This is a genomic window from Cellulomonas sp. plas2 (assembly GCF_057221735.1).
The window spans coordinates 557,207-583,908 of the sequence record NZ_CM170155.1; the positions used below are offsets into that span (position 1 = coordinate 557,207).

The window sequence follows — 26,702 nt, forward strand, 5'->3', positions numbered from 1 at the left end:
GTCAGGCCGCCTCGAGGAGGGCCGCCAGGCCGAGGCCGCCGGCGGCGCAGACGGACACCAGCGCGCGCACGGGGCGGTCATCGCCGTCCGCGAGCAGCGCGCGCCGGCGCAGGTGCAGCTCCTTGGCCACGGTGGCGACGATCCGCCCGCCCGTGGCCGCGAAGGGGTGCCCGGCCGCCAGCGACGAGCCGTGCACGTTGAGCCGCTCGGGCTTGACCGACCCGAAGGCGCCGTCCAGCCCCAGCCGCTCGCGCCCGAAGGCGTCGGACTCCCACGCCGTCAGCGTGCACACGACCGTCGCCGCGAACGCCTCGTGGACCTCCACGAGGTCCAGGTCGTCCAGCGTGAGCCCGTTCCGGGCCAGCAGCCGCGGCACCGCGAACACCGGCGCCATGAGCAGCCCGTCCTCGCCGTGCACGAAGTCCACGGCGGCCACCTCGGCGTCGACCACCGCGGCCCACGGGGTCAGCCCGTGCTCCGCCGCCCACGCGGCGCTGCCGAGCAGCACGGTCGAGGCCCCATCGGTCAGCGGTGTGGAGTTGCCGGCCGTCATCGTGGCCTCGCCGGGCAGGTCCTTGCCGAACACCGGCTTCAGCGCCGCCAGCTTCTCGAGGGTCGTGTCGGCACGCAGGTTCCCGTCGCGCGTCAGCCCGCGGTACGGCGTGACGAGGTCGTCGAAGAAGCCGGCGTCCCACGCGGCGGCCAGGCGCTGGTGGCTGCGGACCGCGACCTCGTCCTGCGCGCTCCGGCTGATGCCCCACTGCGCGGTGGTCAGCGCCTGGTGCTCGCCCATCGAGAGACCCGTGCGCGGCTCGGAGGCGCTCGGGGCGTCGGGGACGAGGTGCGCGGGTCGGATCCGCGCGAGGGCCCTGAGCCGTGCCTGCGGCGTGCGGGCGCGCTGCAGCTCGACGAGGGTCCGCCGCAGCCGGTCGTCGACGGCGACGGGGGCGTCCGACGTCGTGTCGACGCCACCGGCGATCGCCGACTCGAGCTGGCCGAGCCGGATCTTGTTGGACAGGGCGACGACGGTCTCCAGGGACGTGGCGCACGCCTGCTGCACGTCGAACGCCGGTGTCGTCGGGTCCAGGGCCGAGCCGAGGACGGCCTCCCGCGTGAGGTTGAAGTCCCGGCTGTGCTTGAGCACGGCACCTGCCGCGACCTCGCCGATGCGCTCGCCCTGCAGCCCGTGCCGCGCGACGAGCCCGTCGAGCGCGGCGGTCAGCAGGTCCTGGTTGGAGGACCGCGCGTAGGCCGTGAAGGCCCGCGCGAACGGCACGCGGTTGCCGCCGAGCACGTAGGCCGGCCGCGCGCCGCCCGGCGTGCCGGCGCCGCCGCTGCTGTCGCCGACCCGGGTGCCGGGGGTGCCGATCGTGGCGGAGGGGGACATGGCGCCTCTTCCTGCATCGTCGTCGATGGTCATGGAACTGGTGCTGTGCGGGTGCTGCTGCACGGCGGCCCTCGTCGGACCGCCGGTCTGTCTACGACCGACAGTACCTGATACCGTCGGTCCCGTGAGCCGCGACGACGAGGTGGTGCTGCGGGCGGTCCCCGGGACGGGGCCGGACCTCGACGAGCCCGACGGCCGCACGACGCGCTGGGCCGAGCACCGCGAGGCCCGCCGGGCGGAGCTGGTCCGGGCAGCGCGTCGCGTCGTGCACAAGCGCGGGCCCGACGTCTCCATGGAGGAGATCGCCGCGGCCGCCGGCACCTCCAAGTCGATCGTGTACCGCTACTTCAACGACAAGACCGGCCTGCAGATCGCGGTCGGGGAGCTCGTCGTCGGGCAGATCGAGGGCGCGATCGAGGCCGTGCTGCGCCTGGCGCCCTCCCCGCGCGAGGGGCTGCGCTCGATGATCGCGGTCTACCTCGACACCATCGAGCAGTCCCCGAACGTGTACGCGTTCGTCACCCGGGGAGGGTCGGTCGAGCTCGGCGGGCCGCTCGGGCACTTCCAGCAGTCCGTCGCGGCGCTCGTCGCCGCCCGGTTCACGCGGCTGGCCCCGGCCGACGACGAGGGCCGCGCCGAGCCCGACGAGGCCGACCGCTGGGCCGCGCAGGCCTGGGCCGCGGGTGTCGTCGGCTACGTCCGCGGTGCGGGCGAGTGGTGGATGGCCCACCGCGCCGACCCCGGCTGCCCCGACCGCACGGCGCTCGCCGACCGCCTGGCCCGCTGGCTCTGGGCCGGCCCCGGCGCCCTGACCCCCGCCCGTCCCGCCGCCGTTCCCTCGACCACCTGACCCCTGCGGCCCTGACCGAGGCCACCACCCTGCCCGCTCCACGACGACGACGACGAGGAGTCCCCGTGACCACCACCGCCCCCCGCCCCACGGCCGGCGCGCCGGCCGCCCACGCCCCGGCCGCACCCGCACCCGGCACCGTGCCCAGCACCGTGCCCAGCACCGTGCCCAGCACCGTGCCCGACACCGGCGACCCCCGCCTCGACCGCGACAGCGCCGTCGACGTCCCGGCGCTGGCCGGGCTGCTGCTCGGCCACTACCCCGAGCTGCGCCGCCAGGCCCGTGCGCTCATGGCCCAGGACCGGTTCCACGGCGTGCCCGGCCTGCCCATGGCCGAGCACCGCACGCGCGTCCTGGAGCAGCTCCGCGCGCTCGCGGCGGAGGGGGACGTGCACCGCGCCTTCCCGACGAGGTTCGGCGGCGCCGACGACCACGGCGGCTCGCTGGCCCGCTTCGAGGAGCTCGTCGTCGGGGACCCGTCGCTGCAGATCAAGGCCGGGGTGCAGTGGGGGCTGTTCGCCTCGGCGATCCTGCACCTGGGGACCGACCGCCACCACGACGCCTGGCTGCCCGACGCCCTGTCGGTGGACGTGCCGGGCGTGTTCGCCATGACGGAGACCGGGCACGGGTCGGACGTCTCGGCGATCGGCACGACGATCACGTTCGACCCGGCCACGGACGAGCTCGTCGTGCACACGCCGTTCCCCGCGGCGCGCAAGGACTACCTCGGCAACGCGGCGGTGCACGGCACGGCGGCCGTCGTCTTCGGGCGGCTGGTCACGGCTCCGCGCGGGGGGCAGCCCGTCGACCACGGCGTGCACGCCGTCTACGTGCCCATCCGGGACCGGGGGACGAACGCGCTGCTGCCCGGCATCGGCTCGGAGGACGACGGGCTCAAGGGTGGGCTCAACGGCATCGACAACGGCCGGCTCTGGTTCGACCACGTCCGCGTCCCGCGGACGAACCTCCTGGACCGCTACGGCCAGGTCGCTCCCGACGGCACGTACTCCTCGCCGATCGCCAGCCCGGGCCGGCGCTTCTTCACCATGCTCGGCACGCTCGTGCAGGGCCGCGTCTCGCTCGACGGGGCCGCCGTCGCCGCCGCCCGCGCCGGCCTGGCCGTCGCGGTGACGTACGGCAACCAGCGCCGCCAGTTCGCCGGGCCCGGGGGCGACGAGGGCGTCCTGCTCGACTACGCCGAGCACCAGCGTCGGCTGCTGCCCCTGCTCGCCGAGACGTACGCGGCGGGCTTCGCCCACGAGGACCTGCTGGCCGCGTTCGACGACGTCTTCTCCGGACGCAACGACACCACCGAGTCCCGCGAGGACCTCGAGACCATGGCGGCCGCGCTGAAGGCCGCCTCGACGTGGTCGGCGCTGCGGACGCTGCAGACCTGCCGGGAGGCGTGCGGCGGTGCCGGCTTCCTGGCGACGAACCGCCTCGTCGGACTGCGCGCGGACCTCGACGTCTACGTGACCTTCGAGGGGGACAACACGGTCCTCCTGCAGCTCGTCGGGAAGCGGCTCCTGGCCGACCACGCGCAGGAGCTGCGGCACCTCGACGCGACGAAGGTCGCGCGCCTCGTCGCGGAGCGCGCCGCGGACGCCGCCCGGTACCGCACCCCGCTGCACCGCGCGCTGCAGACGGTCGCCGACGTCGGCGACCCGCGCCGCAGCGCCGGCCAGCTCCGCGACACGGCCACCCAGCGCGCGCTGCTCGTCGACCGCGTCGAGACGATGGTCGCGGAGGTCGCCACGGCGCTCCGGCCGGCGCGCAAGGCATCTCCGGAGGTCGCGGCGGCGCTGTTCAACGGCCAGCAGCACGCGCTGGTGGAGGCCGCGCGGGCGCACGCGGAGCTCATCCGCTGGGAGTCGTTCACGGCGGCCGTCGAGCGCACCACCGACCCGGGCACGCGGCAGGTGCTCGTCTGGCTGCGCGACCTGTACGGCCTCGGCCTCGTCGAGCAGCACCTGGCCTGGTACCTGCTCAACGGGAGGCTGTCCGCCGGGCGCGCCCGGACCGTCACCTCCTACGTCGACCGCCTGCTCGCGCGGCTGCGGCCGCACGCGCAGGACCTCGTCGACGCCTTCGGCTACGGGCCCGAGCACCTGCGCGCCGAGATCGCGACGGGGGCCGAGGGCCGCCGGCAGGACGAGGCCCGCCGGTGGGCCCGCGCCCGCCGGGCCGCGGCCGACGCCCCCGTCCCCGAGCGCCGGACGGCTCGCCCGGCAGGGTGAACCTCGTCCCCGGGGGACGGAAGACCTGCCCCGGCGCCGCGCGTGCCCCGAAGATGGGGGTCGCCGTCGTGCAGGCACGCGCGCGGCACGGCACGGCCGCCCCGCCCGGGCGGGTCGTTCTCGTCAGGGGGACGGATGGGGGACGGACTGCCCTCGCCGCGGGACGGCGCGCCCGTGGGCGCGTTGCTGCACGACGCGAGCGCGGAGTGGACGGGGGACCCCGCCGGGCTGACGGGGGTCATGCTCGAGGCGATGTCCGCCCGCGGGGAGTCCATCTCCGTCGTCCGCCCGGTGCGCGACGTCCGGGGGCGGGTCGTCGACTTCGTCATCGTGGCCGACACGGGGCTGACCGAGCGGCTGTCGGGCCGTCCCTGCATCGGCCGCACCATCCGCGAGCTGTACGAGGCCGGACCCGCCGAGGACTTCGTGCGCCGCAACCGGGAGGTGCTCGAGCGCGGGGAGGTCGAGCCGAGGACTTCCCGCTCGGCCTCGACGCGGCGGGCCTGCGGCTGCCGCCGGACCGGGACGAGCCCGGGGTGGAGGTGCGCCAGGGCGTCCTGCTGCGGATCCCCGTGCGCGACCGGGTCGTCGTCATGTGGCGCGACCTCACCGACGTCCGCGACGCCGAGGCCCGTCGGCAGCACGTCGAGGCCCTGCTGCAGCAGCAGGCGCTCGCGGACCACCTCACGGGCCTGCCGAACCGGCGCTGGTTCACCGCGGCCCTGCGCGACGCCGTCGCCCGCTGCGACGCCTCGGGCACGCCGCTGGCCCTGCTCGTGCTCGACGTCGACGACTTCAAGGAGGTCAACGACACCCACGGTCACGCCGCGGGGGACCTGCTCCTCGTCGACATGGCGGCCCGGCTGTCCGCGGCGCTGACAGGACCGGGTCTGGCGGTGGCGCGGCTCGGGGGCGACGAGCTGGTCGTCGTCGCCGAGGGGTACGGGCCGGACGACGTGGAGGCCCTGGCCGGGCAGGTCGTCGGGGCGGTCCAGGGCCTGTACCGGCTGGGTGCCCTGACGGTCGAGGTCGCGCTCTCCCTCGGTGTCGCGCTGCGCGAGCCGACGGGGGCGGTGCCCGGGACGGTGCCCGGGAAGGTGCCCGGGAAAGTGCCCGGGAAGGTGCCCGGGAAGGGCGACGGCGGTCCGGACGACGAGCTCGCGGCGAGCCGTGCCGAGGAGCTGCTCGGGCAGGCGGACCTCGCGCTGTACGAGGCCAAGCGCCGCGGCCGCGCGCGCTTCCACGTGTACAGCGCGGAGCTCGGCGAGCGGGTCCAGCGCCGGACGGAGACCGGCACCCAGCTGCGCCGGGCGGCGGACCGTGGCGAGCTGACGCTGCACTGGCAGCCCATCGTGCGGCTGGCCGACGGCGCCACCGTCGCGGCGGAGGCCCTGCTGCGGTGGCAGCACCCCGTGCGGGGGCTGGTCGCGGCCGGGGAGTTCCTGCCGGTGGCGGCCGAGCTCGGGCTGCTCCCGGAGCTGGCCGCGTGGGCGGTCGAAGCCGCTTTCGCGCAGGCCGCGGCCTGGCGGCGTCGCGGCCACGCGCCGCACGTGTACGTCAACCTCGCGGCCTCGCAGCTGGCCTCCGTCGACCTCGGCAGCGAGCTGTCGCGGCTCGCGGCGGCGCACGGCCTGGACCGGCGGGGCGTCTCCCTCGAGCTGTCCGAGGACGTGCTCGGCAGCGACGTGGTGGCGCTGGGGGAGCGGCTGGCGCACCAGCGGGCGAGCGGCTTCTCCATCGCGCTCGACGACTTCGGCGCCGGCAGCACGGCCCTCACCTGGCTGCGGCACCTGCCCGTCGACGTCCTCAAGCTCGACCGGTCGTTCGTCGCGACCGTCGGGGAGGCCCGCACGCGGGCGGTCGTGCGGGCGATCCTCGCGCTGGCGCGCGACCTGGGCGTGCGGACGGTGGCGGAGGGCGTGGAGACGGAGGCGCAGCGCGACTTCTTCGCCGAGGCCGGCTGCGACTACGCGCAGGGGTGGCTCCTGGGCCGGCCCGTGCCCGCCGAGGTGCTGCTGCCCGGGTGACGTCGGCGGGTGGCGCCGGTGAGGCCCTGTCCGCGACCGGCCATCCCGACACGTGGCCCGTCGCTGGCGCGCCGAGCCGCTGACCAGCAGAGTGGCGACGTGGACGCGCTCCCCGAAGACTCCGGGCCGCCGGCCTGGGACCCGGACGAGCCGGCGCTCCTGGCGGCGCTCGTCGCCGGGCTGGCCGCGCAGGGTAGTGACGGCGTCACGGTGCTGCGGCCCGTCGGGCCGCCGGACGCGCCCACGGACTTCCGCGTGGTGGCCGACACGGGCATGACCGCCCGGCTGGCCGGGGTCCCGAGCCTCGGCCGGACGCTGCGCGAGCTCTACCCGCCCGCGTTCGCCGACCGGCTGGTGGCCGTCAACCGCGAGGTGCTCACCACCGGGGGCACGGTGCGCGAGGACGTCGAGCTGGTGGCGGACGCCGACGGCCGCCTGCGCCCTCCCGCCGTGCCCGGGGCGCCCGACGAGGGGTCGTCGGCGACCCGGGTCGCCGAGACGGTCCGCGTCCCGGCCGGCGGCCTCGTCGTCGTCCTGTGGCGGGACGTGACGGACGTGCGCCGGGCGGAGGCCGCCCGGCGCAGCAGCGAGCAGCGGTTCCGCGCCCTCGTCGAGAACGCCGCCGACGCCGTCGTCGTCACGGACGCCGGGGGGACCGTGACGTGGAGCGGCCCGGCCGCCGTGCGGGTGAGCGGCCGCGGCGCCGACGCGCTCGACGGCGTCGCCCTGCCCGCCCTCGCGCTGCCGGAGGACCGCGGGCTGGTCGAGGCGCTGCTGCGCGACGTGGCCGCGGAGCCCACGGGCGGGACCGCCGAGGTGCACGCGCGCGTGCTGCGCGGCCCCGGGCCGGAGGGGGAGGTGCGCTGGCTGCACCTGCTGGCGGCCAACTGGCTCGACGAGCCGGCCGTCGCGGGCCTCGTCGTGCACCTGCGCGACGTCACCGCGCAGCGCGCCGCCGAGGACCAGCTCCACCAGATCGCCCTCGAGGACCCGCTCACCGGCCTGCCCAACCGCCGGTGGTTCCTCGGGGCGCTGCGCGACGCGGTGGCCCGCAGCGCGCGGGACGGCACGTCGTTCGCGCTCGCCGTGCTCGACGTCGACGACTTCAGGGTCGTCAACGACAGCCTCGGTCACGCCGCCGGGGACCTGCTGCTCGTGGAGCTCGCCGCCCGCCTGGCCACGCAGCTGCGGCCAGGTCTCGCGCTGGCGCGGCTCGGGGGCGACGAGTTCGTCGTCGTCGCCGAGGGGCTGCCCGTCACCGCCAGCACGCTCAGGGACGCGTGTGGGAACGCGCACGGGGAGGCGACCGGCGAGGACGACGCCGGCACCCGGCTCGCGGCCCGCGTCGCCGCGGCGGCCGAGGGGCGGTTCCGCGTCGGCTCGGTGGCCACGCGCGTGACGGTGTCGATCGGCGTGGTCACGCACCAGCCCGAGGACCCGGGCGGCGACGACGCGCCGGCGGGCCTCACGGGCGGCCGCCGCGCCGAGGAGCTGCTGGTCCAGGCCGACGCCGCGCTGCACGAGGCCAAGCGCCGCGGCCGGGCCCGCGCCGAGCCGTTCACCGCCGAGCTGGGCGCCCGCGTGCAGCACCGCCTCGACCTGGGCAGCCAGCTCCACCAGGCGCTGGAGCAGGAGGAGCTCGAGCTGTACTGGCAGCCGATCGTCCGGCTGGCCGACCGGCGGACGGTGGCGGCCGAGGCGCTCCTGCGGTGGAACCACCCGCGGCGCGGGGTGGTGGAGGCCGCGCAGTTCCTGCCGCTCGCGGGGGAGGTGGGGCTCATGCCGGCGCTGTCGTCGTGGGCCGTGGACGCCGCCCTCGGCCAGGCGGCACGGTGGCAGGCCGCGGGCGACGGGCCGGACGTGTTCATCAACCTCGCGGCCGTGCAGCTCGCCGTCGCGGAGCTGGACCGCGAGCTCGCCGGGCTGGCCGCCTGGCACGGCGTCGACCCGCACGGCGTGTTCTTCGAGCTGTCCGAGGAGGTGCTCGGCACCGACGTGCCGGGCCTCGGCGACCGGTTGCGGCGCAAGCGCGAGCGCGGGTTCGCCATCGCGCTCGACGACTTCGGCGCCGGCAACACGGCCCTCACGTGGCTGCGGCGGATGCCCGTGGACGTGCTCAAGCTCGACCGGTCCTTCGCGGTGTCCGTCGACGAGAGCCGGACCCGCACGGTCGTGCGGGCGATCCTCGGCCTGGCCCGCGACCTGGGCGTCCGGACGATCGCCGAGGGCGTCGAGACCGAGGAGCAGCTCGCGTTCTTCACCGAGGAGGGGTGCGACGACGCGCAGGGCTACCTGCTGGGCCGGCCCGGGCCGGTCGCGCTGCTGGGCGGGTTCGCGGGCGGGTTCGCGGGCGGCTCGGCGGGTGGCTCAGCGTCCTGACGCACGGACCCGCCGACGGTGCGGCGCGGCTGCCGGCCGTCCTCCTCCAGCCGGGCCAGGACGGCGCTCGCGATGCCCCGGAGCTGCTCGACCTGCTCCTCGTCGAGCACGTCGAAGACGCTGCGCCGCACCTGCGCGACGTGCCCGGGGGCGGCGGCGCGCACGACGTCCCCGCCGGCGTCGGTGAGGGTCACGACCGTGGCCCGGCGGTCGGTGGGGCTCGTCGAGCGCGTCACCGCCCCCCGCGCCTCGAGGCGGGCGACGACGTGCGAGAGCCGCGGCAGCGTCGCGTCGGTGCGGCGGGCCAGGTCCGTCATCTGCAGCGTCGCGCCGTCGGCCTCGGACAGCATCGCCAGGACCATGTACTCGAAGTGCGTGAGCCCGGCGTCGCGCCGCAGCTGGGCGTCGAGCACGGTCGGGAGCCGCTCGACCACCGCGATGAGCGGCAGCCAGGCCGCCAGCTGCGCCTCGCCCAGCCACCGCGTGCCCATGACGGGACCCTACGGCGTCGTCGGCGTCCCGTCAGCGCTGACCAGGGTGGTCACCGTCCCGGCTTCCGGGTCCCACCGGCGCAGCGCCACCAGCCGCAGGACGACGTCGGCGTGCCCCAGCACCGCCAGCGCCCGCCCGACGTCGGCGCGTGGCAGCCGCCGGGCCAGCGTGACGTGCGCCAGCCAGCCGGGGTGCGGCGTGGTGGGGGCCGCGGCCCGCAGCTCGAGCGCCGCCGCGGTGAGCGCGTCGGGCACGTCGACGAGCCGCGCGAGGGTCACCCGCTCCCCGCCCAGCACGACGAGGCCCGCCGCGCGCACCTCCAGCGGCAGGAGGGGCCCGACCAGCGCCGCGGCCCGCGCCAGCAGCGGCTCGTCGAGCGCGGGGGCGGGCAGCAGGGTGACGTGCGGGGCGTTCGTCGCGCCGGTGTGGTCGAGCTGGGACGGCAGGTCCGCGTCGCGCAGGGCCTGCCAGTCGGCGCGGACCGCGGCGTCGCCGGCCCCGTCGGGCAGGAGCTCCAGGGCGTGGAGGCGCGGCACGTCAGCCCTCGCCCTGCTCGACCGGGTTGCAGCCGGCGGCCAGCAGCTCGAGCGTGTCGACCTCGGGCCGCCACGGCTCGAGGTTCCAGGTCGCCTTCGTCGGCGCGCCGAGCTGGTGGCACCAGAGCTGGTCGTGCATCGACGTCGTCCCGGCCTCCGGCTCGCGGGCGACGAGCTGCGCCCACACGCCCTCCGCCGCGGCGGCCCCGCCCACGCGCGCCCAGGCCGAGGGGGTCACGGCCAGGGACCGCCCGCCCTCGCGGTCGCCCCACCGCGCGTCGAGGACGGTGGTCGCGGCGAGCCACAGCGGCAGCTCGGCCGGAGTCGTGCCGGCGGTCGAGGTGGGGCTCGCGGGGAGCATGACCGCGAGGGTGCCGTCGGGACCGGGGACGACGCCCGCCCCGCGGGGCCCGGGGACGGACGTCGTCCCGTCGGCGGCCGGGGCCGTCCCCGGCGCGGCGACGCCCGCGACGAACCCGCCCGCCGCATCGGTGACGACCACCGTCCCGTCGTCCTCCGCGACGAGCGAGCGGTCCGGCGGAGCGGCCAGCCAGGCGACGGGGGACCGGGCCGCCGTCGCCCCGGGGGTGAGCCGGGCCAGCGCCGAGCCGTCCGGGCCCGCCTCGACGACGAGCGTCGTGCCGGGCGCGGGCAGGACCGCCAGCGTCACGTCGCCCGCGGTGAGGGCGGTGCCCCGGGCGCGCACGTCGGCGGCGTCGGCCGGGGCCGCGTGCGCGCTCGGGCCACCGCTCGGGCCGCCGGTCGTGCCGTTCGTCGGGCCGGCGGAGGCCGCCGGGCCCGTGCCGGTGCTCGTCGTCCCGGTGCTCGTCGGGCCGTCCGTCCCCGCCGTGCACGCGGCGGCGCCCCCGACGAGGAGCAGCGCGGCCGCCACCAGCGCGACCGGCGCCCGCGAGGGCGTCACCACCGGGTTCCGCGCCGGCGCTCGAGCCGCCGCGCCTCGTAGGGGTCCACGAGCCGGACCCGGCGGTCGACGCCGCGCCGCACGCGCTCCGGACGGGCCAGCGCCCGCGCCAGCACCAGCCCCGCGACGAACCCGCCGACGTGGGCGAAGTAGGCGACGCCGCCCCCGGCGAGGCCGGTGAGCGACGTGAGCCCGGACCAGAACTGCAGGAGGAACCACACGCCGATGAGCAGCCACGCCGGCAGCACGGGCCACACGAACAGCGGCGGCACGATGACGACGATCGTGCGCACCATCCCGCGCGGGAACAGCACGACGTAGGCGGCCAGGACACCGGCGATGGCCCCGCTGGCACCGACGAGCGGCACCGTGCCCGAGGGGTCGACGAGCACCTGCGCGACGCTGCCGGCGACGCCGGCCAGCAGGTAGAAGCTCAGGTACCGGACGTGGCCCAGGGCGTCCTCGACGTTGTCGCCGAACACCCACAGGTACAGCATGTTGCCGCCGAGGTGCAGCCACGAGGCGTGCAGGAAGGTGCAGGTCAGCAGCGTCGGCCACGTCGTCGGGTCGCTCGTGACGAGGGCCGGCACGGCGGCGTACCGCGCGAACGTCAGGGCCTGCTCGAAGGGCGTCGACAGGGCCGTGGAGACGAAGACGGCGACGTTGGTGACGAGCAGGAGGTAGGTGACCCACGGCGTCGTGCGGCGGCGGGAGTTGTCGTCCGCGATGGGGATCACCCGTGAACGGTAGGCGACCGCGGCCCCGCCCGGGCGCCGGCGGTGGCGTCGGCCGTGGCGTCGGCAGTGGCGTCGGCAGTGGCGGATGGGCTCAGGGGCGCGGGGGGCGCTGCCCGCCGCCGGCCGCGACGACCGCGTCCCAGACCTCCTGCACCACCGCGCGGGCGTGCCGCTCGGCGGCGTCCTCGTCGCCGGCCAGGACGGCGGCCGCCGTGGCCTCGTGGTGGTCGAGCGCGTCCGCGACGGGCAGCGCGGGCATGAGGCCGAGCGTCGCGCGGCCCGCCAGCACCTCCGCGACCGGGCCGGTGAGCGCCGCGAGCATCTCGTTGCCGCCGGCCTGCAGGAGCAGGACGTGGAAGGCCACGTCGGCGGCGAGGTACGCCTCGCTGCGGCCCTCGCCCTCCTCGCCCATGAGGCGCAGCCCGGCCGCCAGCTCGGCCAGCCGGGCGCGGTCGGCGGTGCTCGCGTGCCGGGCGGCGAGGCGGGCGGCCGTCGGCTCCACGGCCATGCGCAGCTCCGTCAGGGCGACGAGCTGCCGGTGCCGGCCCGGTCCGGCCAGCCGCCACTGGATGACCTGCGGGTCCAGCGCGTTCCAGCGGTCCTCGGGCAGGACGCGGACGCCGACGCGCTGCCGCGCCTCGACCATCCCGACCGCCTCGAGGACGCGGACCACCTCCCGCACCACCGTGCGGGACACCCCGAGCTCGGCCTCGAGGCCGGCCAGGGTGAGGACCGTGCCGGCGGGCCGTCGGCCGCCCGCGATCTCCTGGCCGAAGCGGTCCAGGACGCCGAGGTGCAGGCCTCCGCGCATGCGTCCCCCTCGGTCTGGTGCGGCTGCCGCCGGTCGTGGGCGGCACCGGCCGGTGGCGGAGTCTAGGCGGGAGGGCCAGGGTCGGGACGGGGTCTCCAACGCAGGAGTCCACCAGCAGGGTTGCTAATAGTCGTACTTTTCTGCGACGGTGGCGCGCCGGGCGACGCCGCCCGGCACGCAGGCCGGATCCCCGGCGCAGGACACGACCCCCTCGATCGACGGAGATCCCCATGGACGACTGGACCCAGACACTGGGCGCGGGACCGCTGCTCGGCATCGCCGCCGCGGCGATCGCGCTGATCCTCGTGCTCGTCATCCGCTTCAAGCTGCACGCGTTCCTCACGCTCATCGTGGTCTCGCTGCTGACGGCGCTGGCCACCGGCATCCCGATCGGCGAGATCGTGAACACCCTCGTCGGGGGCTTCGGCTCCACGCTGGGGACGGTCGCGCTGCTCATCGGGCTGGGCGCGATGCTCGGCAAGCTCGTCGAGCACTCCGGCGGCGCCCGGGTGCTGGCCGAGGCGCTCGTGGCCCGGTTCGGGGAGAAGCGGGCGTCGTTCGCGCTCGGCCTCGCCTCGCTCATCATGGGCTTCCCGATCTTCTTCGACGCCGGGCTCGTCGTCATGCTGCCGATCATCTTCGCGGTGGCGCGGCGCCTGGGCGGCAACAACGTGCTCGCCTACGGCATCCCCGCCGCGGCCGCCTTCTCGGTCATGCACGTGTTCCTGCCGCCGCACCCCGGTCCCGTCGCAGCGACCGAGCTCTACGGCGCCAACCTGGGTGTCGTGCTCATCGTCGGGATCATCCTGGCGTTCCCCGTCTGGTACGTCTCCGGCTACATCTGGGGCAAGCGGGTCGGCACCAAGTACGTCCTGCCGGTCCCGGGCTTCTTCGGCGCCGTCGACGACGACCAGCCGACGAACCCGCCGCGGTTCGGCACGGTCATCGCCGTCATGGCCCTGCCGCTCGTCCTCATCTTCATGAACACCGGGCTCGACGCGGCCGCCGCGGCGGGCGCCGTCGACGAGGAGGCCGGCTGGGTCCGCGTCCTGACGCTGCTCGGCACGTCCTCCATCGCGCTGCTCATCTCCGTGCTCGTCGCGATGGTCGTCCTCGGCTCGCGGCGCGGCGTCGAGGGCACCGCGCTGGAGAAGGTCCTCGACTCCTCGCTCGGCCCGGTCTGCTCGGTCATCCTCATCACCGGCGCCGGCGGCATGTTCGGCGGCGTCCTGCGCACGTCGGGCATCGGCGACGCGCTGTCCGACTCGCTGGCCTCCATCGGCCTGCCCGTCATCGTCGCGGCCTACGTCATCTCCGTCATCCTGCGGCTCGCGCAGGGCTCGGCCACGGTCGCCCTGGTCACGGCGGCCGGCCTCATGGCCCCGGCCGTCACCGCCGGGGACTACAACGCGCTCCAGGTCGCCTGCATCACGCTCGCCACGGCGGCCGGCTCGGTCTTCGCCAGCCACGTCAACGACTCGGGCTTCTGGCTCGTGGGGCGCCTCATGGGCATGGACGTCAAGACCACCCTGAAGACGTGGACCGTGCAGCAGACCATCGAGTCCGTGCTGGCCTTCGCGATCATCTCGGTGATCTTCGTCGGGGCGAGCGCGGTCTGATGGCCGCGGGCAGCACGGCCGTGGGCGGCCTGTTCGACGTCACCGGGCGGCTCGCGCTCGTCACCGGGTCGTCGCGCGGCCTCGGCCGGACGATGGCCACCGGACTGGCGGAGGCCGGGGCGCGCGTGGTCCTGCACGGCCGCGACACCGCGGCGCTGGAGGCCGTCGCCGACGACCTCGAGGCGCGCACCGGCACCCGGCCGGCGTCGGTCACCTTCGACGTGACCCACGCCGCCGCGGTGGCCGACGCCGTGGGGGCCCTCGTCGAGCAGCACGGCGTGCCCGACGTGCTGGTCAACAACGCGGGCGTGCAGCGGCGGGCGCCGATCCAGGAGTTCGCCGTCGAGGACTGGGACACCGTCATCTCCTCGAACCTGTCGAGCGCGTTCTACGTCTCACGGCAGGTCGCGCCGGGGATGGTCGCGCGCGGCTCGGGCAAGATCGTCAACATCGCGTCGGTGCAGTCGCGGCTCGCGCGGCAGACCATCGCGCCCTACTCGGCCAGCAAGGGCGGGCTCGCCTCGCTGACGCAGGGCATGGCGGCCGACCTCGCGCGGTTCGGGATCCAGGTCAACGCGATCTCGCCCGGCTACTTCGCCACGGACATGAACGCGGCGCTGTGGCAGGACCCGACCTTCGACGGCTGGGTAAAGCAGCGCACGCCGGCGCAGCGGTGGGGGCGCGTCGAGGAGCTCGTCGGCGCGCTGCTGTTCCTGAGCTCCGACGCCTCGAGCTTCGTCTCGGGGCAGAACCTGTCGGTCGACGGCGGGATGTCCGCGGTCGTGTGACCCGCCGGGCCGGTGCCCCCGGCCCGGCCCCGCTCTCCCGGTACCGCTCGACGAGGAGGTGGCGCCGTGCGCGCCCTGGTGATCCACGGCAAGGACGACCTGCGGGTCGAGGAGGTGCCCACGCCCGAGGCGGGCGAGGGCCAGGTCCGGCTCCGGATGGCGTACGGCGGCATCTGCGGCTCGGACCTGCACTACTGGGCGCACGGCGCCAACGGCGAGTTCGTCGTGCGGGAGCCGCTGGTGCCCGGGCACGAGGTCGTCGGGGTGGTCGAGACCGACCCGGCGGGGGAGCTGGCCCCGGGCACGCCCGTGACGCTGCACCCGGCCACGTTCGGCACGTCGCAGCCGGGGGTCGAGGACGCGCCGCACCTGTGGCCGGGCGGTGCGTACCTCGGCAGCGCGTCGACGACCCCGCACACGCAGGGCGGCATGAGCGAGCTCCTCGTCGTGCGGCGGGACCAGGTGCGGGTGCTGCCGGCGGACCTGCCGCTGCGGCGCGCGGCGCTGGCCGAGCCCCTCGCGGTCGCGCTGCACGGCGTGGCGATGGCGGGCCTCGCGCTCGACGGGACACCGGTCGTCGAGGGGGCGCGGGTGCTCGTCTCCGGCTCCGGGCCGATCGGGCTGCTGGCCGTCGCGGCGGCGCTGGCGCGGGGCGCGGCGGAGGTCGTCGCCACCGACGTGCTGACCGGGCCCCTGGAGCGGGCACGGGCGGTGGGCGCGGCGTCGACGCTGCAGGTGGGCGTCGACGAGGTGCCGGCGGGCGCGTTCGACCTCGTGCTCGAGTGCTCCGGCGTGCCGGCGGCGGTCAGCACCGCGCTCGCGGCGGTGCGCCGGCGCGGGACCGTCGTGCAGGTCGGCATGGTGCCGAACGAGCCCCGGCCGGTGAACCTCGCGCCGTTCATCTCCAAGGAGGCGACGGTCCGCGGCTCCTTCCGCTTCCTCGACGAGGTCGACGAGGCCGTGCGCCTCCTGGCCGCCGAGCCCGGCATCGGGTCCGTCGTGACGCACGTGCTGCCCGCCGACGACGCCGTGGTCGCGTTCCGCACCGCCGCCGACTCCACGGTCAGCGGCAAGGTGCTCGTCGACCTGTGGGGCGGGGACCCGGCCGCGGGGGCGGCCGCGTGAGCGGTGGGGCGGGCGCCGCGGACCTCGTCCTCGGCGTCGACCTCGGCACGACGAGCACGAAGGTCGTCGCGTTCGACACCGCCGGCACCCTCGTCGCGAGCGCGTCCCACGGCTACCCGTTGGAGGAGCCGCACCCCGGCCACGCGGTGCAGGACCCCGACCTCATCCTCGCGGCCGTGCACGCGGCGCTGCGGGACGTGGTCATGGAGGTCGGTGCCGAGCGGGTGGCCGCGCTGTCCTTCAGCTCCGCGATGCACAGCGTGCTGGGGCTGTCCCCGACGCTCGAGCCCCTCACCGAGGTGGTCACCTGGGGCGACACCCGCGCCGCGGCCCAGGCCGAGCGGCTGCGGTCGGCGCCGGGCGGGCTCGCCCTGCACCGCCGGACGGGGACCCCTCTGCACCCGATGTCCCCGCTGCCGAAGATCGTCTGGTTCCACGAGCAGGAGCCGAAGCTGTGCGAGCGCGTCGGCTTCTGGGTGGGCATCAAGGAGTACGTGCTGCTGCGGCTGTGCGGGGCGCTCGTCGTCGACCACTCCATCGCCAGCGCGACCGGTCTCATGGAGATGGCGACGCTCGCATGGGACGCCGAGGCGCTGGCGCTCGCGGGGATCACCGCGGAGCAGCTCCCGGAGATCGTCCCGACGACGCACGTGCTGACGGGGCTGACGGAGGCGGGGGCGGCGGCGACGGGGCTGCCGGCGGACACGCGCGTCGTCGTCGGGGCGGCCGACGGGCCGCTGGCGAACCTCGGCGTCGGGGCCGTGCGTCCCGGGGTCGCGGCGTGCTCGCTGGGGACGAGCGGGGCGCTGCGGGTCGTCGTCGACCGCCCGGCCGTCGACCCGCTGGGCGGGGTGTTCTGCTACGCGCTCACGCCGACGCGCTGGGTCGTCGGCGGGGCGATCAACAACGGCGGCGTCGTCATGGGCTGGGCCCGGGACACCCTCGCGCCCGACGCCGACGACGAGACGGAGCTGCTCGCGCTGGCCGAGGGGGTCCCGGTCGGGGCCGGCGGTCTGCTCATGCTGCCGTACCTGCTGAGCGAGCGGGCGCCGCACTGGAGCTCGCTGCCCAAGGGTGTCTTCGTCGGGCTGACGCGGTCCCACGGGCGCGAGCACCTGGTCCGCGCGGCCGTCGAGGGCGTGTGCCTGCAGCTCGCGACCGTGCTGGACGCCATGCGGGCCGCCGGCTTCGAGGTGTCGGAGGTGCGCGCCACCGGCGGGGTCATGCGCAGCGGCCTGTGGCGGCAGACCCTGGCCGACGCGTTCGGCATGGACGTGCAGCTCGCCGAGGGGCAGGAGGGCTCCGGCTTCGGGGCCGCGCTGCTGGGCATGGAGGCGATCGGGCTCGTGGAGAGCATCGACGTCGTGGCGGACATGGTGGAGGTGACGACGACCGTGCGGCCGCGTCCGGCGGCCGCCGCCGTGTACCGGTCACTGCTGCCGGTGTTCACCGGGCTGTACGACGCGCTGGTGCCGACGTTCACGTCCCTGCGGCGGCTCGCGCCGTCGCTGCCGCTGGAGGCCGACGGGTCCTGAGCCGTGCCCGCGTCCGATCTGGACGCGTCACCCTCGTCGGGAACGGTCGGGGCAGGATCACGAGACGTGCGACGAGCGGTGGCGGTGGGGGCGACGGCGATGGTGTTCGTGGGCGGCAGCGCGGCGGTCTCCGGGGTGCTGACGGACGCGCCGCTCGCGACGGCGCAGGCGCTGCGCTACCTGGTGGCGTGCGCGCTGCTGGTCTTCGTCGCGCGGCTCGGCGGGCACGCGCCGCACCGGCCGCGCGGCGTGGAGTGGGCGTGGCTGGCGGGCGTCGCCGGGGCGGGGCTGCTGCTGTTCAACGTGGCGCTCGTGCGCGGGGCCGAGCACGCCGAGCCGGCGGTGTTCGGGGTCGCGGTGGCGGGGGTGCCGCTGGTCCTGGCGATCGCGGGGCCCGTGCAGGAGGGGCGCCGGCCGCGGCGGACCGTGGTGGTCGCCGCGCTGCTGGTCACCGCCGGCGCGGCGCTGGTGCAGGGGTTCGGGCGCAGCGACCTGACGGGTCTGCTGTGGGCGGTCGTCGTGCTGCTGTGCGAGGTCGGCTTCACGCTGCTGGCCGTCCCCGTGCTGCGGCGGCACGGGCCGTGGGGCGTGTCGGTGCACACGACGTGGATGGCGACCGCGGGCTTCGCGCTGGCCGCGGTCCTGGGACTCGGCGGCCGCAGGGAGGGGCCCGGCGCGGTGGCGCGGCTGGACGTCGACGACCTGCTCGCGGTGGCGTTCCTGGCGGTGGCCGTCACCGCCGTCGCCTTCGTGCTCTGGTACTCCTGCGTGCGCGCCCTCGGGTCGGCCCGGGCCGGCCTGCTGACGGGCGTCGCGCCGGTCGCGGCGGCCCTCACCGGCATCGCGCTGGGCGGCCCGGTCCCGGCGCCGCCGGTGTGGGCGGGCGTGCTCGTCGTCGCCGCGGGTGTCGCCCTCGGCATGCGCGCCGCGGACGCCGGTCGGCCGGCGCCCGCGGCCCCGTAGGGTGCGACGCATGTTCGCCATCGTCGTCCGTTTCGACCTGCCCGACGAGGCCGCCGCCGCGCGCTTCGACGCCCTCGTCGCCGAGATCGTCCCCGACATCCACGCGCAGGAGCCCGGCACGCTGGTCTACACGACCCACCGGGTCGACGACGCGCCCCTCTCGCGTCTGTTCTACGAGGTCTACCGCGACCGGGAGGCGCACGCCGCCCACGAGGCCCGCGCGGAGGTCGCCGCGTTCCTCGACGAGGTCCGCACGCTGGTGAGCGCGGTGCGCGTCGAGCACCTCGTGCCGGAGCACGGCGCCGAGGGCATCACCGCAGACGGCCCGGCGTGAGCACCCTCGACGAGGTCGGAGCGCGCGACGGCTGGCGCTGCTGGCTCTGCGACGAGCCGGTGGACCCCGACGCCTCCGTCAACGCCGACCTCGGCCCGAGCGTCGACAGCGGCGGGCTGCCGGCCGCCGGCGGGGGCAAGGCCAAGAAGGGGAAGAAGGCGGCCCCGGCCGTCGAGCGGCTGGCCCACCGCGCCTGCAACACCCGCAAGGGCGCGGTCCGCCCGGTCGTGCCGTGGGGCGCGGACCTGTTCGTCGTCGATCCGGCGCCCATCGTCGAGATCGTCGAGCGGCTGGGCCGCACGGGCGGCCGCGAGGTCGTCGCCCGCTGCCCGTCGCGCTCGGACGCCGACGAGGCCGCCGCCTGGCTGGTCGACCGCGTCTCACGCCTGGCCCCGGACCTGCCGGTCACCGCCGAGGTCACGCCCGGCGGCGGTCAGTTCCTCCTGGCTCTCCGCGCGGTCTGACGCCCCAACCGCGACTCATCGCGCCGCCACCGGCGCCCGGCGGACGTCGGTGGCCGGGAGCCAGGCCGCCCCCGTGTGCCGACGGGCGTCGGCCAGCCGGACGCGCACCCGGCTCGCCGTCCACTCCACCGCGACCGTCCGCACGGTCTCCTCCGGGTCCCGCTCCCACCGCAGCCGCGCCAGCACCGGCACGGGCTGCAGCACGTCGTGGTGCACGCCCGGCGGCACCGGCAGGGCGTTGAGCAGCCGCTGCGCCTTCTCCGCGATGTCGGCCGAACCGGGGTTCGGCACGCGGTCGGGCGGGAAGGGGGAGCGGGCGCGCGTCGTCATGGCCTCACCCTGGCACCGCCGTCCGACACGTCCTCCGCGAGCCCGAGCTGCGCGAGCAACCAGGCGACGTGCTCATCGTGGATGCCGAGCTCGACCGCCCCCGTAGGTGTGGTGAGCTCGAGCACCGCCAGATTCGGCCAGACCGTCCAGTCCCGCGGGCCGGTCCACCGGCCGGTCCTCCGGGCTGCGAGGACGGGCAGGTCGAGGGGCCCGCCGGCGAGCACCCCGAACCCGGCCTCCGTCAGCCCCAGCCGACCGGGTCCGGGTCGAGCGGTGAGCGTCTGCCACCGCGGATGCAGGCCCCGGTGCGCGCGGCCGCGGTCGCGGACCACGACCTCGGCGTGACCACGACGGACGCGGCGGCGCTGCAGCCGTCGCCGGGCGAGACCGCCGAGCGCCAGGCCGCCGAGGATGCCGAGCGCCCCGATCGCCGAGCTGAGGAAGGCGTCGAGCGGCGGCTCGCCGAACAGGGATCGCAGGCCCGTCCCCATGCCGCTCAGCACGACGGACACGACGAAGGTGATGACCTCGACCCGCCGACGCCCCGTCCTCGGGCGGAGGCGTGCGCCGATCACCGCGGCCAGCTGAGTCCCTGACGCCGGGCGCGCCGGCGCTCCAGCAGGACGAACGAGACCATGGACACCACCGCGGCCCCGATCAGGGCGAAGAGCCACCAGGGCGGGTCGTCGACGGCGCGCACCGCGAAGCCGGGCAGGGCGAGCACGACGGTGAGCACCAACGCCAGACGCGAGCTCGCCGGCATGTCCTTCCAGCGTGCGTGGTTCTGGTAGGAGGTGGGGTCCTTCGCCGCCGCGCGGCGGTCGTCCTGCTCCACCTCGGCGCGGAACCGCCACATGCCGACCGCCATCACCGCCAGCACCGCGCCGATGAGCACGGTCGCGGTCACCAGACCGGTCATCGCCGGTTCCTCCGGGCGTACAGCACGGCGGCGATCACCACGACGACCATCACACCGATGAGTCCCACCGTGGGGGACAGGCTGCCCCCGGCCGTACCGGACATCGTTCGTGCCCTTCCCTCGACGAGCCGGCACGACACCGTGCTGGTCGTCGTCTTCCTACCGTGACGGGCGTCGCAGCGCACTGCGTGAGCTACCCCTCGCCAGCGGCCGCCGACGTGCCGGACAGGCGAGCCAGACCGAGCCAAGAGGACCGCCGCCGCATCGGGCCGGCGTCAGGTGCCGATGTCGCGCCGGTCGAAGCCGAGGGCACCTAGGCCGTAGGCCACGAGGGCGAGGCCGTACAGCAGGAGCTGGGGCGACGTGCCCGTGAAGCCGTGCCGCAGCGGCTCCGAGCCGTAGGCCCAGTGGAAGGCGGACACGTCCCGGAGCCAGGGCAGCGCCGCGATGTCGCTGAGCACGACGGCTGCGTGCGGCTGCTGCCCGTCCGAGGAGTCTGCGGAGTCCCCGGGGGGCGGATGTGCTCGGTGTGCGAACCGGTGTGCTCGTCGTGCACGGGTCGACGTCGGCGCCCTCGTGGGAGTGCACCCACCGTCGGGACCATGAGGCGTTGGCTGCCCGTGGAGGTGTCGACATGACGGTCAACTGGAGCGCGTCGCACGTGGAGGCCGACGTGCGCGCGGAGGCGCTGCGCGAGACGGTCCGCCGGGCGGTCGTGCGCGTGGAGCTGGACCTCCCGCAGCGCCCCGAGCAGGTCCGCGCCGAGCTCTCGCTGACGGACCTGGGGCGGGTCCAGCTGTGCTCGGTCGCCGCGATGCCGACGACGGTGACACGGACGGCGCGCGCGGCACGCGAGGACGAGGAGCCCGCGCTCTTCCTGACGCTGCAGGGCGGGCGGGGCTCGCTGATGGTCCAGCACGGCCGCCACGCGGTCCTGGAGCCGGGGCAGTTCGCGGTGTACACGACGACCTCGCCCTACTCGCTGCTGTTCGACAGGGCGTGCAGGCGCACTTCTTCCGGTTCCCGCTGCGGGACCTCGCGCTCCCGGACGCGGTCGTCCGGGAGGTGTCGGCGCGCACGTTCGACGCCTCGGAGCCCCTGGCCGGGCTGGTCGCCTCGTACCTGCCACGGGTGGCGGTCAGCCCCGAGCTGCGCGACCTGGCGGTCGCGGACTCGCTGGCCCAGCCGACGGTCGAGCTGGTGCGCGCGGCCCTGCTGGCCGGCGCCGGGGAGGACCGGCGGACCAGGGACGCGCTGGAGCCGACCCTGGCGGCGCGGATCCTGGAGCACGTGCGGCGGCACCTGGGCGACCCGGACCTCGGCCCGGCCGGCATCGCGGCCGAACACCACATCTCGGTGCGGCACCTGTACGGGGTGCTGGCGGCCGCCGACGTCAGCCTCGGGGAGTGGATCCGGTCGGCCCGCCTCGAGGCGTGCCGGCGGGACCCCGCCGCGACGGCGGGAGCGGAGGGCCGGACGACCATCGCCGCGGTGGCCCGTCGGTGGGGGTTCGTCGACGCCTCCCACTTCAGCCGGGTCTTCCGCCAGGAGTACGGCATGTCGCCGCGGGAGTGGCGGGAGCTCCGAGCCCGGCGGTGAGGCGCCGAGCAGGGCCGCAGCGGCGCCGGCTGCGGCCCTGCTGCCCCGTCCCGTCGGGGTCAGGAGTGGTGCCCCCCGGCGTGCGGCACCAGCGCGTGGCCGCGACCCCGCGCGATGAGCAGGGCGTTGACGGGCAGGGTGACGACGAACGCGACGGCCAGGGCCACGGCCATGGCACCCCAGAACAGGGCCGTGGTCGGTCCCGCCGTGAGGCCGCCCGGGAGGACCGCGAGGGCCAGGTTGTCGACGAGCTCCATCACGCTGATCGAGACCACCTCCGCCGCCGCGGCCACGCGGACGGCTCGTCGCCAGGGCAGTCCCAGGCGTGCGATCCGCACCGTGGCCAGCGCGATGCCGGCCACGAACGCCAGCGCCACGGACAGGGCGATCGTCGCGACCGGCGACCAGCCGGCGCCCTGCCCGATCGCCATGCCGGTCACCTCGCCGATCGTGCAGCCGAGCAGGCAGTGCAGCGTCGCCGAGCGGGCGGCGGTCCAGTCGGGTGCAGGACCCCGGACGGCGGTGCCGGCCACGGCTCAGGCCTCCGCGGCGACGCCGGCGCCAGCGACCAGGTGGGTCCGGACGAACTGCAGGGCGGTGTCGGCGACCTCCCGCCAGCCGTGGTCGATCGTCAGCGAGTGCCCCCGCCCGGCGAGCTCGACGAACTCCGTCGGCGACGGGTTGCGACGCTGCCGGACGAACGCGGCGTGGGCGACCGCGTGCGGGATGGTGTGGTCCTTCTCCCCGGACACGATCAGCAGCGGGCTCCGGTCGGGCGCCGCGACGTCCAGCTTCGTCTCGCTGAAGGGGTTCAGGTTCGCCGCCACGGCCTGGAAGATCGGGACGCCGGCGGCGGCGACGTGGAACTCGTCGTAGAGCGCGCGGGCCTCGTCCTCCTCCAGGGCGTTGGCCCAGCCGTACCGGTACTGCTCGAAGGTGAGGGTGACCGCCCGGTGCAGGTTCGCCGGGTTGCCTACGACCGCGGCGCTGGAGCGCAGCGAGGAGACCGGCACCGGGAGCACCCCGCGGAACGGGGCCGGGCCTATCGCCACCGTGGCAGCGCTGACGCCCTGCGCCGCGAGCTTCTGCACGACGAGACCGCCGAAGGAGTGCCCGACCAGCGCGGGGCGTCCCGACACGGCCGCGACCGCCTCGACGTAGTGGTCGGTGACCTCGCCGACCATCTTGTCCGCGAAGACCTCGGGGTGGGCGCGCGCCTCCTCGACGGTGGCCGGGTCGTCGGGCCACCCGGGCGCGATGGTCGCGTACCCGGCGGCCTCGTAGACGGCGCGCCACCGGTCCCAGCTGCTCGAGAGCAGCCACAGCCCGCGCACCAGCACGATGCACGGCCGCCCGGAGGCGTTGGCGCGGTCGATGTCGTCATGTTCCTGCGCAGTGAGTCCCATGCCGGCGGACCCAGGAACGGCCGGCGGCGGGCGGTGGTCCCCCGGTGCGGAGCGGTGTACCGCTCCTGCACACCGCTCCTGGCAGTGCGTCGTCCTCGCCGACGCGGGGACGGGGGCCGGTCGTCGTCGGCTCCCCGTCCTCACGTGTCCTGCGGTGTCAGCGCGTCGTGGGCACCGCGATGTCGACGACGGCCGGGCGCGTCCCGATCGTGCCCGTGGAGCCCGGGACCACCGCGCCGGTCGTCAGGTCCACGACGGACAGGGTCGCGCGGCCGCGGTCGACGACGGAGACCAGCGCGGTGTTCGACGTGCCGCGCGTGGCGATGTCGAAGCCGACCTCCGCCCTCACGGGGAGCCCGAGCCCGTCGCCGACCGGCACGAGGCCGCCCGCGTTCGGCGGGTCCTGCAGCAGCAGGGCGTCGTCGGCGGCCGAGATGTCGTAGAGCCTGGTGCCGGTGGCCGCGTCGGTGTCGCTGTTCGTGTAGGCCGCCCCGACGACCTGGCGCCCGCCCGGGGTGAGGGCACCGTCGACGAACGTGGTCCCGGTGGCACCCGCGGCGCGGTCGGACAGCAGGATGCGCAGGTTCTGGTCGGCGTCGCTCACGACACGCAGCGCGTCAGCGGCCGGGTTGACGTCGACCCCGAAGGCCCCGCCGGCCAGCAGGACCGGCGTGCCGTCCACGCCGAGCAGCGGGGTGGACGAGGGGACCGCACCCGTGCTGTCGTCGATGACGACGAGGCGGCCGGCACCGTCGTCGCCGCGCACGACCCCGACGAGCCCGCCCGTGGCGGGGCGGTAGTCGATGCCGAGCAGCTCGCCCTTCAGGCCGGTCACCTTGACCGTGCTCGTGACGTGCTCGGGCGATCCGGCCAGGAACGTGACGAGCCGGCCGTTCTGTGTCAGGCCGGTCACCTCGATCCCCTCGTGCGCGGCCTGGGCGGGGCCGGCGGCCAGGACCCCGACGAGCAGGGCACCGGCGAGGGACAGGGCGGGGACGGTCGGGCGCATGGCGAACCTCCGGGTCGTGCCGGCCGTCGTCGGCCGGCGGGGGTGCGCAGCAGGTGCTGCCGGCCCTGGTTCGGAGCACCGACCGGGACGGATGGGACGAACGGCGCGCAGGTCGACGAGGTGCCGGGCGTCGCGAGCTAACTCTCCGGGTCGTGCTGGAAGGCGCGGACCTCCTGCGCGCAGCGGCAGGAGGCGGCGATCTTCGCGGCCCACTTCAGCGCCGCGTCGTAGGACGGCAGCTCGAGGACGGTGTAGCCGCCCTCGAGGCGCTGCGTCTGCGGGTAGGTCCCCGGCGTGACGGTGCCGTCGGCAGCGACCATCACGGGCGGGACGCTCTCGTCGATGCCACCGCCGAAGACCCAGACGCCGGCCTCCTTCGCCTGGCGGACCACCGCGTGCGAGGCGTCGACGACCGCTTGGAACTCGCCGTCGGGGATGTCCATCTCTCCGCTCGGGAACGAGATCAGGTACTTCGTCATCGGCGGTGCTCCTCGCGACGGTGTCCGGCGCCACCCATGGTGTCGTCGGGAGCGGCCTTGGTGCCAGGTCAGCGGCCGTCCTCGTCGTGCGGCATGTCGGCGAGCCCGTCCTGCAGCCACGGCACGTGCTCGGCCTCGAGGCCGACCGCCACGAGCCCGTCGTCGTCGGCGAGGAGCAGGGCCCGCGGCCGGGTCGTGACGAGACGGATCGACAGCGGCACGGGAGACGTGTCGGGTGTGATCGACCGGGCGCTCACGGTGAAGGGCAGCGCCGACGGCCCGCCCAGCGGGGAGATGCGGACCGAGCCCCGCTGCCGGCGGAGCTCCGCGCTCTGCCAGGTCGTCGTGAGGCGCGAGTGGCTGCCGTCGGGCGTCCTGACCCAGGCGGCGACGTACCCGTCGACGTCGCGGTGGTGGACCGCCTCCCGGCGCCCCAGCCGTCGCATCACCGTGGCGTAGACGACCATGACCAGGGCGACGGCCACCGCGCTGAGGAGGGCTGCCGTCAGCGGCTCCCCACGGATCAGGTCGAAGGCCGTCAGGAGCGCGACGACTCCGAGGAGCGGTCCGGCGACGCGCGGCCACCGCCGACGTCTCATCCCGCCGGTCCTGGCAGGACGGCGCGCACGACCGCCGTGAGGGTGCGTCGCGTCAGGCGGCCTTCTGCCAGGGCCAGCTCGACGAGGTCGTCGAAGACGTGCCGGTCGCGGGCGGCGGCGCGGACAGCGGCGCGCAGGAGCGGTGGGGCGGCGACGAGACGCGCGGCTGCGGCGGTGTCACGGGCGTGCGCGGCCAGGAGGCGACGGAGCTCGCGGCGGTACGGGCGCGCCGGGGCGTGCGGGGACGTCGCGGCGGCGCGGCCCGCGGCGGCGCCGCTCATCAGCGCGTAGGCGATGCCCTCACCGCTGACGGGGTTGACGAGGGCGGCGGCGTCGCCGGCCAGCAGCACGCGGCCCGACGACGGGTGGCGCAGCCGTGCCGGCATGAGGGGGAGGTGGGCGCCCCGCCAGTCGCAGGCGTCGTCGGTCCTGCCCGGGAGGAGGTCGGCGGCGCGGGCGACGAGCTGCGCGCGCCCCGGGGCCGGCACGGGGGCGCCGCGCCGGCCGGAGGCCAGCAGCTCGCCGTAGCCGACGTTGCTCAGGCCGTCGCCACGGTCGAAGGCCCAGGCGTAGGACAGCGAACGGCCCGGGACGAACCGGATGATTTGGCGGCCCTCCTGGCCCGGCGGCGTCGGGGCGTAGGCGCGGACGGCGAGCGCGCGCCGATGGTGCCCCGGCGGCGCCAGCGCTGACCGGATCGCCGAGTGCACCCCGTCCGCCCCGACGACGACCCGCGCGCGGACGGTCTCGTCGAGCACCACGCTCCCCGGGGTCGTGCGGACGGCGCGCACGCGGTGGCGGCGCAGGACCGCCCCGGCGTCGACGGCCGCGGCGACGAGACGGGTGTCGAGCACGCGCCGCGGCACCACCCACGCCGGGCGGGCCATCTCGCGGTCGACGACCGCGTCGCCCGCCTCCAGCCGCAGGTGTGTCACGGTGTGCCGGTCGTCGAGCAGGCCGGTGACCCCGAGGTCGGCGAGGACGTCCAGCGCGTGCGGGGCGATGCCGTCGCCGCACGCCTTGTCGCGCGGGAAGTCCGCACGGTCGAGCAGCAGCACGCGCGCGCCGGGGCGGGCACGCAGAGCGCCCAGCGCGGCGGCGGCCCCCGCCGGGCCCGCCCCGACGACGACGAGGTCCCACACGTCAGCCCCGCAC

At 76.3% G+C, this 26,702-nt stretch carries 28 protein-coding genes and 1 pseudogene; 13 read left to right on the forward strand and 16 right to left on the reverse strand.

What is annotated here, in order from left to right; translation table 11 throughout:
* Position 1: 1 nt before the first annotated feature.
* Positions 2–1,387: an acetyl-CoA C-acetyltransferase gene (locus AC2TDM_RS02495; RefSeq protein WP_090033123.1), complete on the reverse strand. Its 1,386-nt coding sequence runs from the start codon at positions 1,385–1,387 to the stop codon at positions 2–4.
* 124 nt (positions 1,388–1,511) lie between these two features.
* On the opposite strand from AC2TDM_RS02495, the gene AC2TDM_RS02500 reads away from it, so the two are divergent.
* The 4 genes from AC2TDM_RS02500 to AC2TDM_RS02515 all read left to right on the forward strand — a co-directional run bounded on the left by AC2TDM_RS02500 (position 1,512) and on the right by AC2TDM_RS02515 (position 8,880).
* On the forward strand, positions 1,512–2,237 hold the full coding sequence (locus tag AC2TDM_RS02500; protein WP_239078672.1) for a TetR/AcrR family transcriptional regulator: 726 nt from the start codon (positions 1,512–1,514) through the stop codon (positions 2,235–2,237).
* A gap of 65 nt (positions 2,238–2,302) precedes the next feature.
* Positions 2,303–4,474 carry an acyl-CoA dehydrogenase family protein gene (locus tag AC2TDM_RS02505; RefSeq protein ID WP_373308394.1) on the forward strand — a complete coding sequence of 724 codons (2,172 nt, stop codon included), beginning with the start codon at positions 2,303–2,305 and terminating at the stop codon, positions 4,472–4,474.
* Between the two features lie 536 nt (positions 4,475–5,010).
* Positions 5,011–6,501: a putative bifunctional diguanylate cyclase/phosphodiesterase gene (locus tag AC2TDM_RS02510; protein WP_484635728.1), complete on the forward strand. Its 1,491-nt coding sequence runs from the start codon at positions 5,011–5,013 to the stop codon at positions 6,499–6,501.
* A gap of 99 nt (positions 6,502–6,600) precedes the next feature.
* Positions 6,601–8,880, forward strand: coding sequence for a putative bifunctional diguanylate cyclase/phosphodiesterase (locus AC2TDM_RS02515; protein WP_484635729.1), 2,280 nt, complete (start codon positions 6,601–6,603; stop codon positions 8,878–8,880).
* Here the strand turns inward: AC2TDM_RS02515 and AC2TDM_RS02520 are convergent.
* From AC2TDM_RS02520 to AC2TDM_RS02540, 5 genes are all read right to left on the reverse strand, one after another.
* Positions 8,790–9,371 (reverse strand): MarR family winged helix-turn-helix transcriptional regulator, encoded by a 582-nt coding sequence (locus tag AC2TDM_RS02520; RefSeq protein WP_090033128.1) that lies wholly within the window; start codon positions 9,369–9,371, stop codon positions 8,790–8,792. The genes AC2TDM_RS02515 and AC2TDM_RS02520 overlap by 91 nt on opposite strands.
* A 9-nt stretch (positions 9,372–9,380) precedes the next feature.
* Complete coding sequence (locus AC2TDM_RS02525; RefSeq protein ID WP_090033129.1) at positions 9,381–9,908, reverse strand: 2'-5' RNA ligase family protein; 528 nt, start codon at positions 9,906–9,908, stop codon at positions 9,381–9,383.
* Between the two features lies 1 nt (position 9,909).
* The gene (locus AC2TDM_RS02530) at positions 9,910–10,830 is read right to left on the reverse strand and encodes a DUF2599 domain-containing protein (RefSeq protein WP_484635730.1); all 921 of its coding nucleotides are present in this window, start codon (positions 10,828–10,830) and stop codon (positions 9,910–9,912) included.
* Positions 10,827–11,567, reverse strand: coding sequence for a rhomboid family intramembrane serine protease (locus AC2TDM_RS02535; protein WP_090033133.1), 741 nt, complete (start codon positions 11,565–11,567; stop codon positions 10,827–10,829). The genes AC2TDM_RS02530 and AC2TDM_RS02535 overlap by 4 nt, the downstream gene beginning before the upstream one ends.
* A 91-nt stretch (positions 11,568–11,658) precedes the next feature.
* The gene (locus AC2TDM_RS02540; protein WP_090033134.1) at positions 11,659–12,378 is read right to left on the reverse strand and encodes a FadR/GntR family transcriptional regulator; all 720 of its coding nucleotides are present in this window, start codon (positions 12,376–12,378) and stop codon (positions 11,659–11,661) included.
* A 230-nt stretch (positions 12,379–12,608) separates the two neighbouring features.
* Between AC2TDM_RS02540 and AC2TDM_RS02545 the strand changes: the two genes are divergently transcribed.
* The 7 genes from AC2TDM_RS02545 (at position 12,609) to AC2TDM_RS02575 (ending at position 19,206) form a co-directional block, all read left to right on the forward strand.
* On the forward strand, positions 12,609–13,997 hold the full coding sequence (locus AC2TDM_RS02545; RefSeq protein ID WP_090033135.1) for a GntP family permease: 1,389 nt from the start codon (positions 12,609–12,611) through the stop codon (positions 13,995–13,997).
* Positions 13,997–14,785: an SDR family oxidoreductase gene (locus tag AC2TDM_RS02550; protein WP_373308395.1), complete on the forward strand. Its 789-nt coding sequence runs from the start codon at positions 13,997–13,999 to the stop codon at positions 14,783–14,785. The genes AC2TDM_RS02545 and AC2TDM_RS02550 overlap by 1 nt, the downstream gene beginning before the upstream one ends.
* A 66-nt stretch (positions 14,786–14,851) precedes the next feature.
* A complete protein-coding gene (locus AC2TDM_RS02555; RefSeq protein ID WP_090033137.1) occupies positions 14,852–15,910 on the forward strand; it encodes an L-idonate 5-dehydrogenase in 1,059 nt (352 codons plus the stop codon).
* Entirely contained in the window at positions 15,907–17,445 is a 1,539-nt protein-coding gene (locus tag AC2TDM_RS02560; protein WP_090033244.1) for a gluconokinase, read from the forward strand. Before AC2TDM_RS02555 ends, AC2TDM_RS02560 begins: the two co-directional genes overlap by 4 nt.
* A gap of 66 nt (positions 17,446–17,511) precedes the next feature.
* The gene (locus AC2TDM_RS02565; RefSeq protein WP_484635731.1) at positions 17,512–18,408 is read left to right on the forward strand and encodes a DMT family transporter; all 897 of its coding nucleotides are present in this window, start codon (positions 17,512–17,514) and stop codon (positions 18,406–18,408) included.
* 10 nt (positions 18,409–18,418) lie between these two features.
* Positions 18,419–18,742, forward strand: a complete 324-nt coding sequence (locus tag AC2TDM_RS02570; protein WP_484635732.1) for a putative quinol monooxygenase — start codon at positions 18,419–18,421, stop codon at positions 18,740–18,742.
* On the forward strand, positions 18,739–19,206 hold the full coding sequence (locus tag AC2TDM_RS02575; RefSeq protein WP_090033140.1) for a hypothetical protein: 468 nt from the start codon (positions 18,739–18,741) through the stop codon (positions 19,204–19,206). The genes AC2TDM_RS02570 and AC2TDM_RS02575 overlap by 4 nt, the downstream gene beginning before the upstream one ends.
* Positions 19,207–19,221: 15 nt before the next feature.
* Here the strand turns inward: AC2TDM_RS02575 and AC2TDM_RS02580 are convergent, their stop codons facing one another.
* From AC2TDM_RS02580 to AC2TDM_RS02595, 4 genes are all read right to left on the reverse strand, one after another.
* Positions 19,222–19,536: a hypothetical protein gene (locus AC2TDM_RS02580; protein ID WP_484635733.1), complete on the reverse strand. Its 315-nt coding sequence runs from the start codon at positions 19,534–19,536 to the stop codon at positions 19,222–19,224.
* Positions 19,533–20,111: a hypothetical protein gene (locus AC2TDM_RS02585; RefSeq protein WP_484635734.1), complete on the reverse strand. Its 579-nt coding sequence runs from the start codon at positions 20,109–20,111 to the stop codon at positions 19,533–19,535. Before AC2TDM_RS02585 ends, AC2TDM_RS02580 begins: the two co-directional genes overlap by 4 nt.
* Positions 20,108–20,455 (reverse strand): hypothetical protein, encoded by a 348-nt coding sequence (locus AC2TDM_RS02590; RefSeq protein WP_484635735.1) that lies wholly within the window; start codon positions 20,453–20,455, stop codon positions 20,108–20,110. The genes AC2TDM_RS02585 and AC2TDM_RS02590 overlap by 4 nt, the downstream gene beginning before the upstream one ends.
* Before the next feature lie 275 nt (positions 20,456–20,730).
* Entirely contained in the window at positions 20,731–20,916 is a 186-nt protein-coding gene (locus AC2TDM_RS02595) for a hypothetical protein (RefSeq protein ID WP_484635736.1), read from the reverse strand.
* A gap of 173 nt (positions 20,917–21,089) precedes the next feature.
* Between AC2TDM_RS02595 and AC2TDM_RS02600 the strand changes: the two are divergent.
* Both AC2TDM_RS02600 and AC2TDM_RS02605 read left to right on the forward strand, forming a co-directional pair.
* Positions 21,090–21,404: pseudogene (locus AC2TDM_RS02600) on the forward strand (hypothetical protein); the annotation flags it as partial.
* A gap of 50 nt (positions 21,405–21,454) precedes the next feature.
* Positions 21,455–22,054 (forward strand): helix-turn-helix domain-containing protein, encoded by a 600-nt coding sequence (locus AC2TDM_RS02605; protein ID WP_484635737.1) that lies wholly within the window; start codon positions 21,455–21,457, stop codon positions 22,052–22,054.
* A gap of 59 nt (positions 22,055–22,113) precedes the next feature.
* On the opposite strand, the gene AC2TDM_RS02610 is transcribed toward AC2TDM_RS02605, so the two are convergent.
* The 6 genes from AC2TDM_RS02610 to AC2TDM_RS02635 all read right to left on the reverse strand — a co-directional run bounded on the left by AC2TDM_RS02610 (position 22,114) and on the right by AC2TDM_RS02635 (position 26,689).
* Entirely contained in the window at positions 22,114–22,587 is a 474-nt protein-coding gene (locus tag AC2TDM_RS02610) for a DUF4396 domain-containing protein (RefSeq protein WP_484635738.1), read from the reverse strand.
* 3 nt (positions 22,588–22,590) lie between these two features.
* Positions 22,591–23,460 carry an alpha/beta hydrolase gene (locus tag AC2TDM_RS02615; RefSeq protein WP_484635739.1) on the reverse strand — a complete coding sequence of 290 codons (870 nt, stop codon included), beginning with the start codon at positions 23,458–23,460 and terminating at the stop codon, positions 22,591–22,593.
* Positions 23,461–23,617: 157 nt separating this feature from the next.
* Entirely contained in the window at positions 23,618–24,469 is an 852-nt protein-coding gene (locus AC2TDM_RS02620; RefSeq protein ID WP_484635740.1) for a DUF4394 domain-containing protein, read from the reverse strand.
* Between the two features lie 137 nt (positions 24,470–24,606).
* The gene (locus tag AC2TDM_RS02625; RefSeq protein ID WP_484635741.1) at positions 24,607–24,948 is read right to left on the reverse strand and encodes a YciI family protein; all 342 of its coding nucleotides are present in this window, start codon (positions 24,946–24,948) and stop codon (positions 24,607–24,609) included.
* A gap of 68 nt (positions 24,949–25,016) precedes the next feature.
* A complete protein-coding gene (locus AC2TDM_RS02630; RefSeq protein WP_484635742.1) occupies positions 25,017–25,547 on the reverse strand; it encodes a hypothetical protein in 531 nt (176 codons plus the stop codon).
* Complete coding sequence (locus AC2TDM_RS02635) at positions 25,544–26,689, reverse strand: geranylgeranyl reductase family protein (RefSeq protein WP_484635743.1); 1,146 nt, start codon at positions 26,687–26,689, stop codon at positions 25,544–25,546. Before AC2TDM_RS02635 ends, AC2TDM_RS02630 begins: the two co-directional genes overlap by 4 nt.
* Positions 26,690–26,702 lie beyond the last annotated feature (13 nt).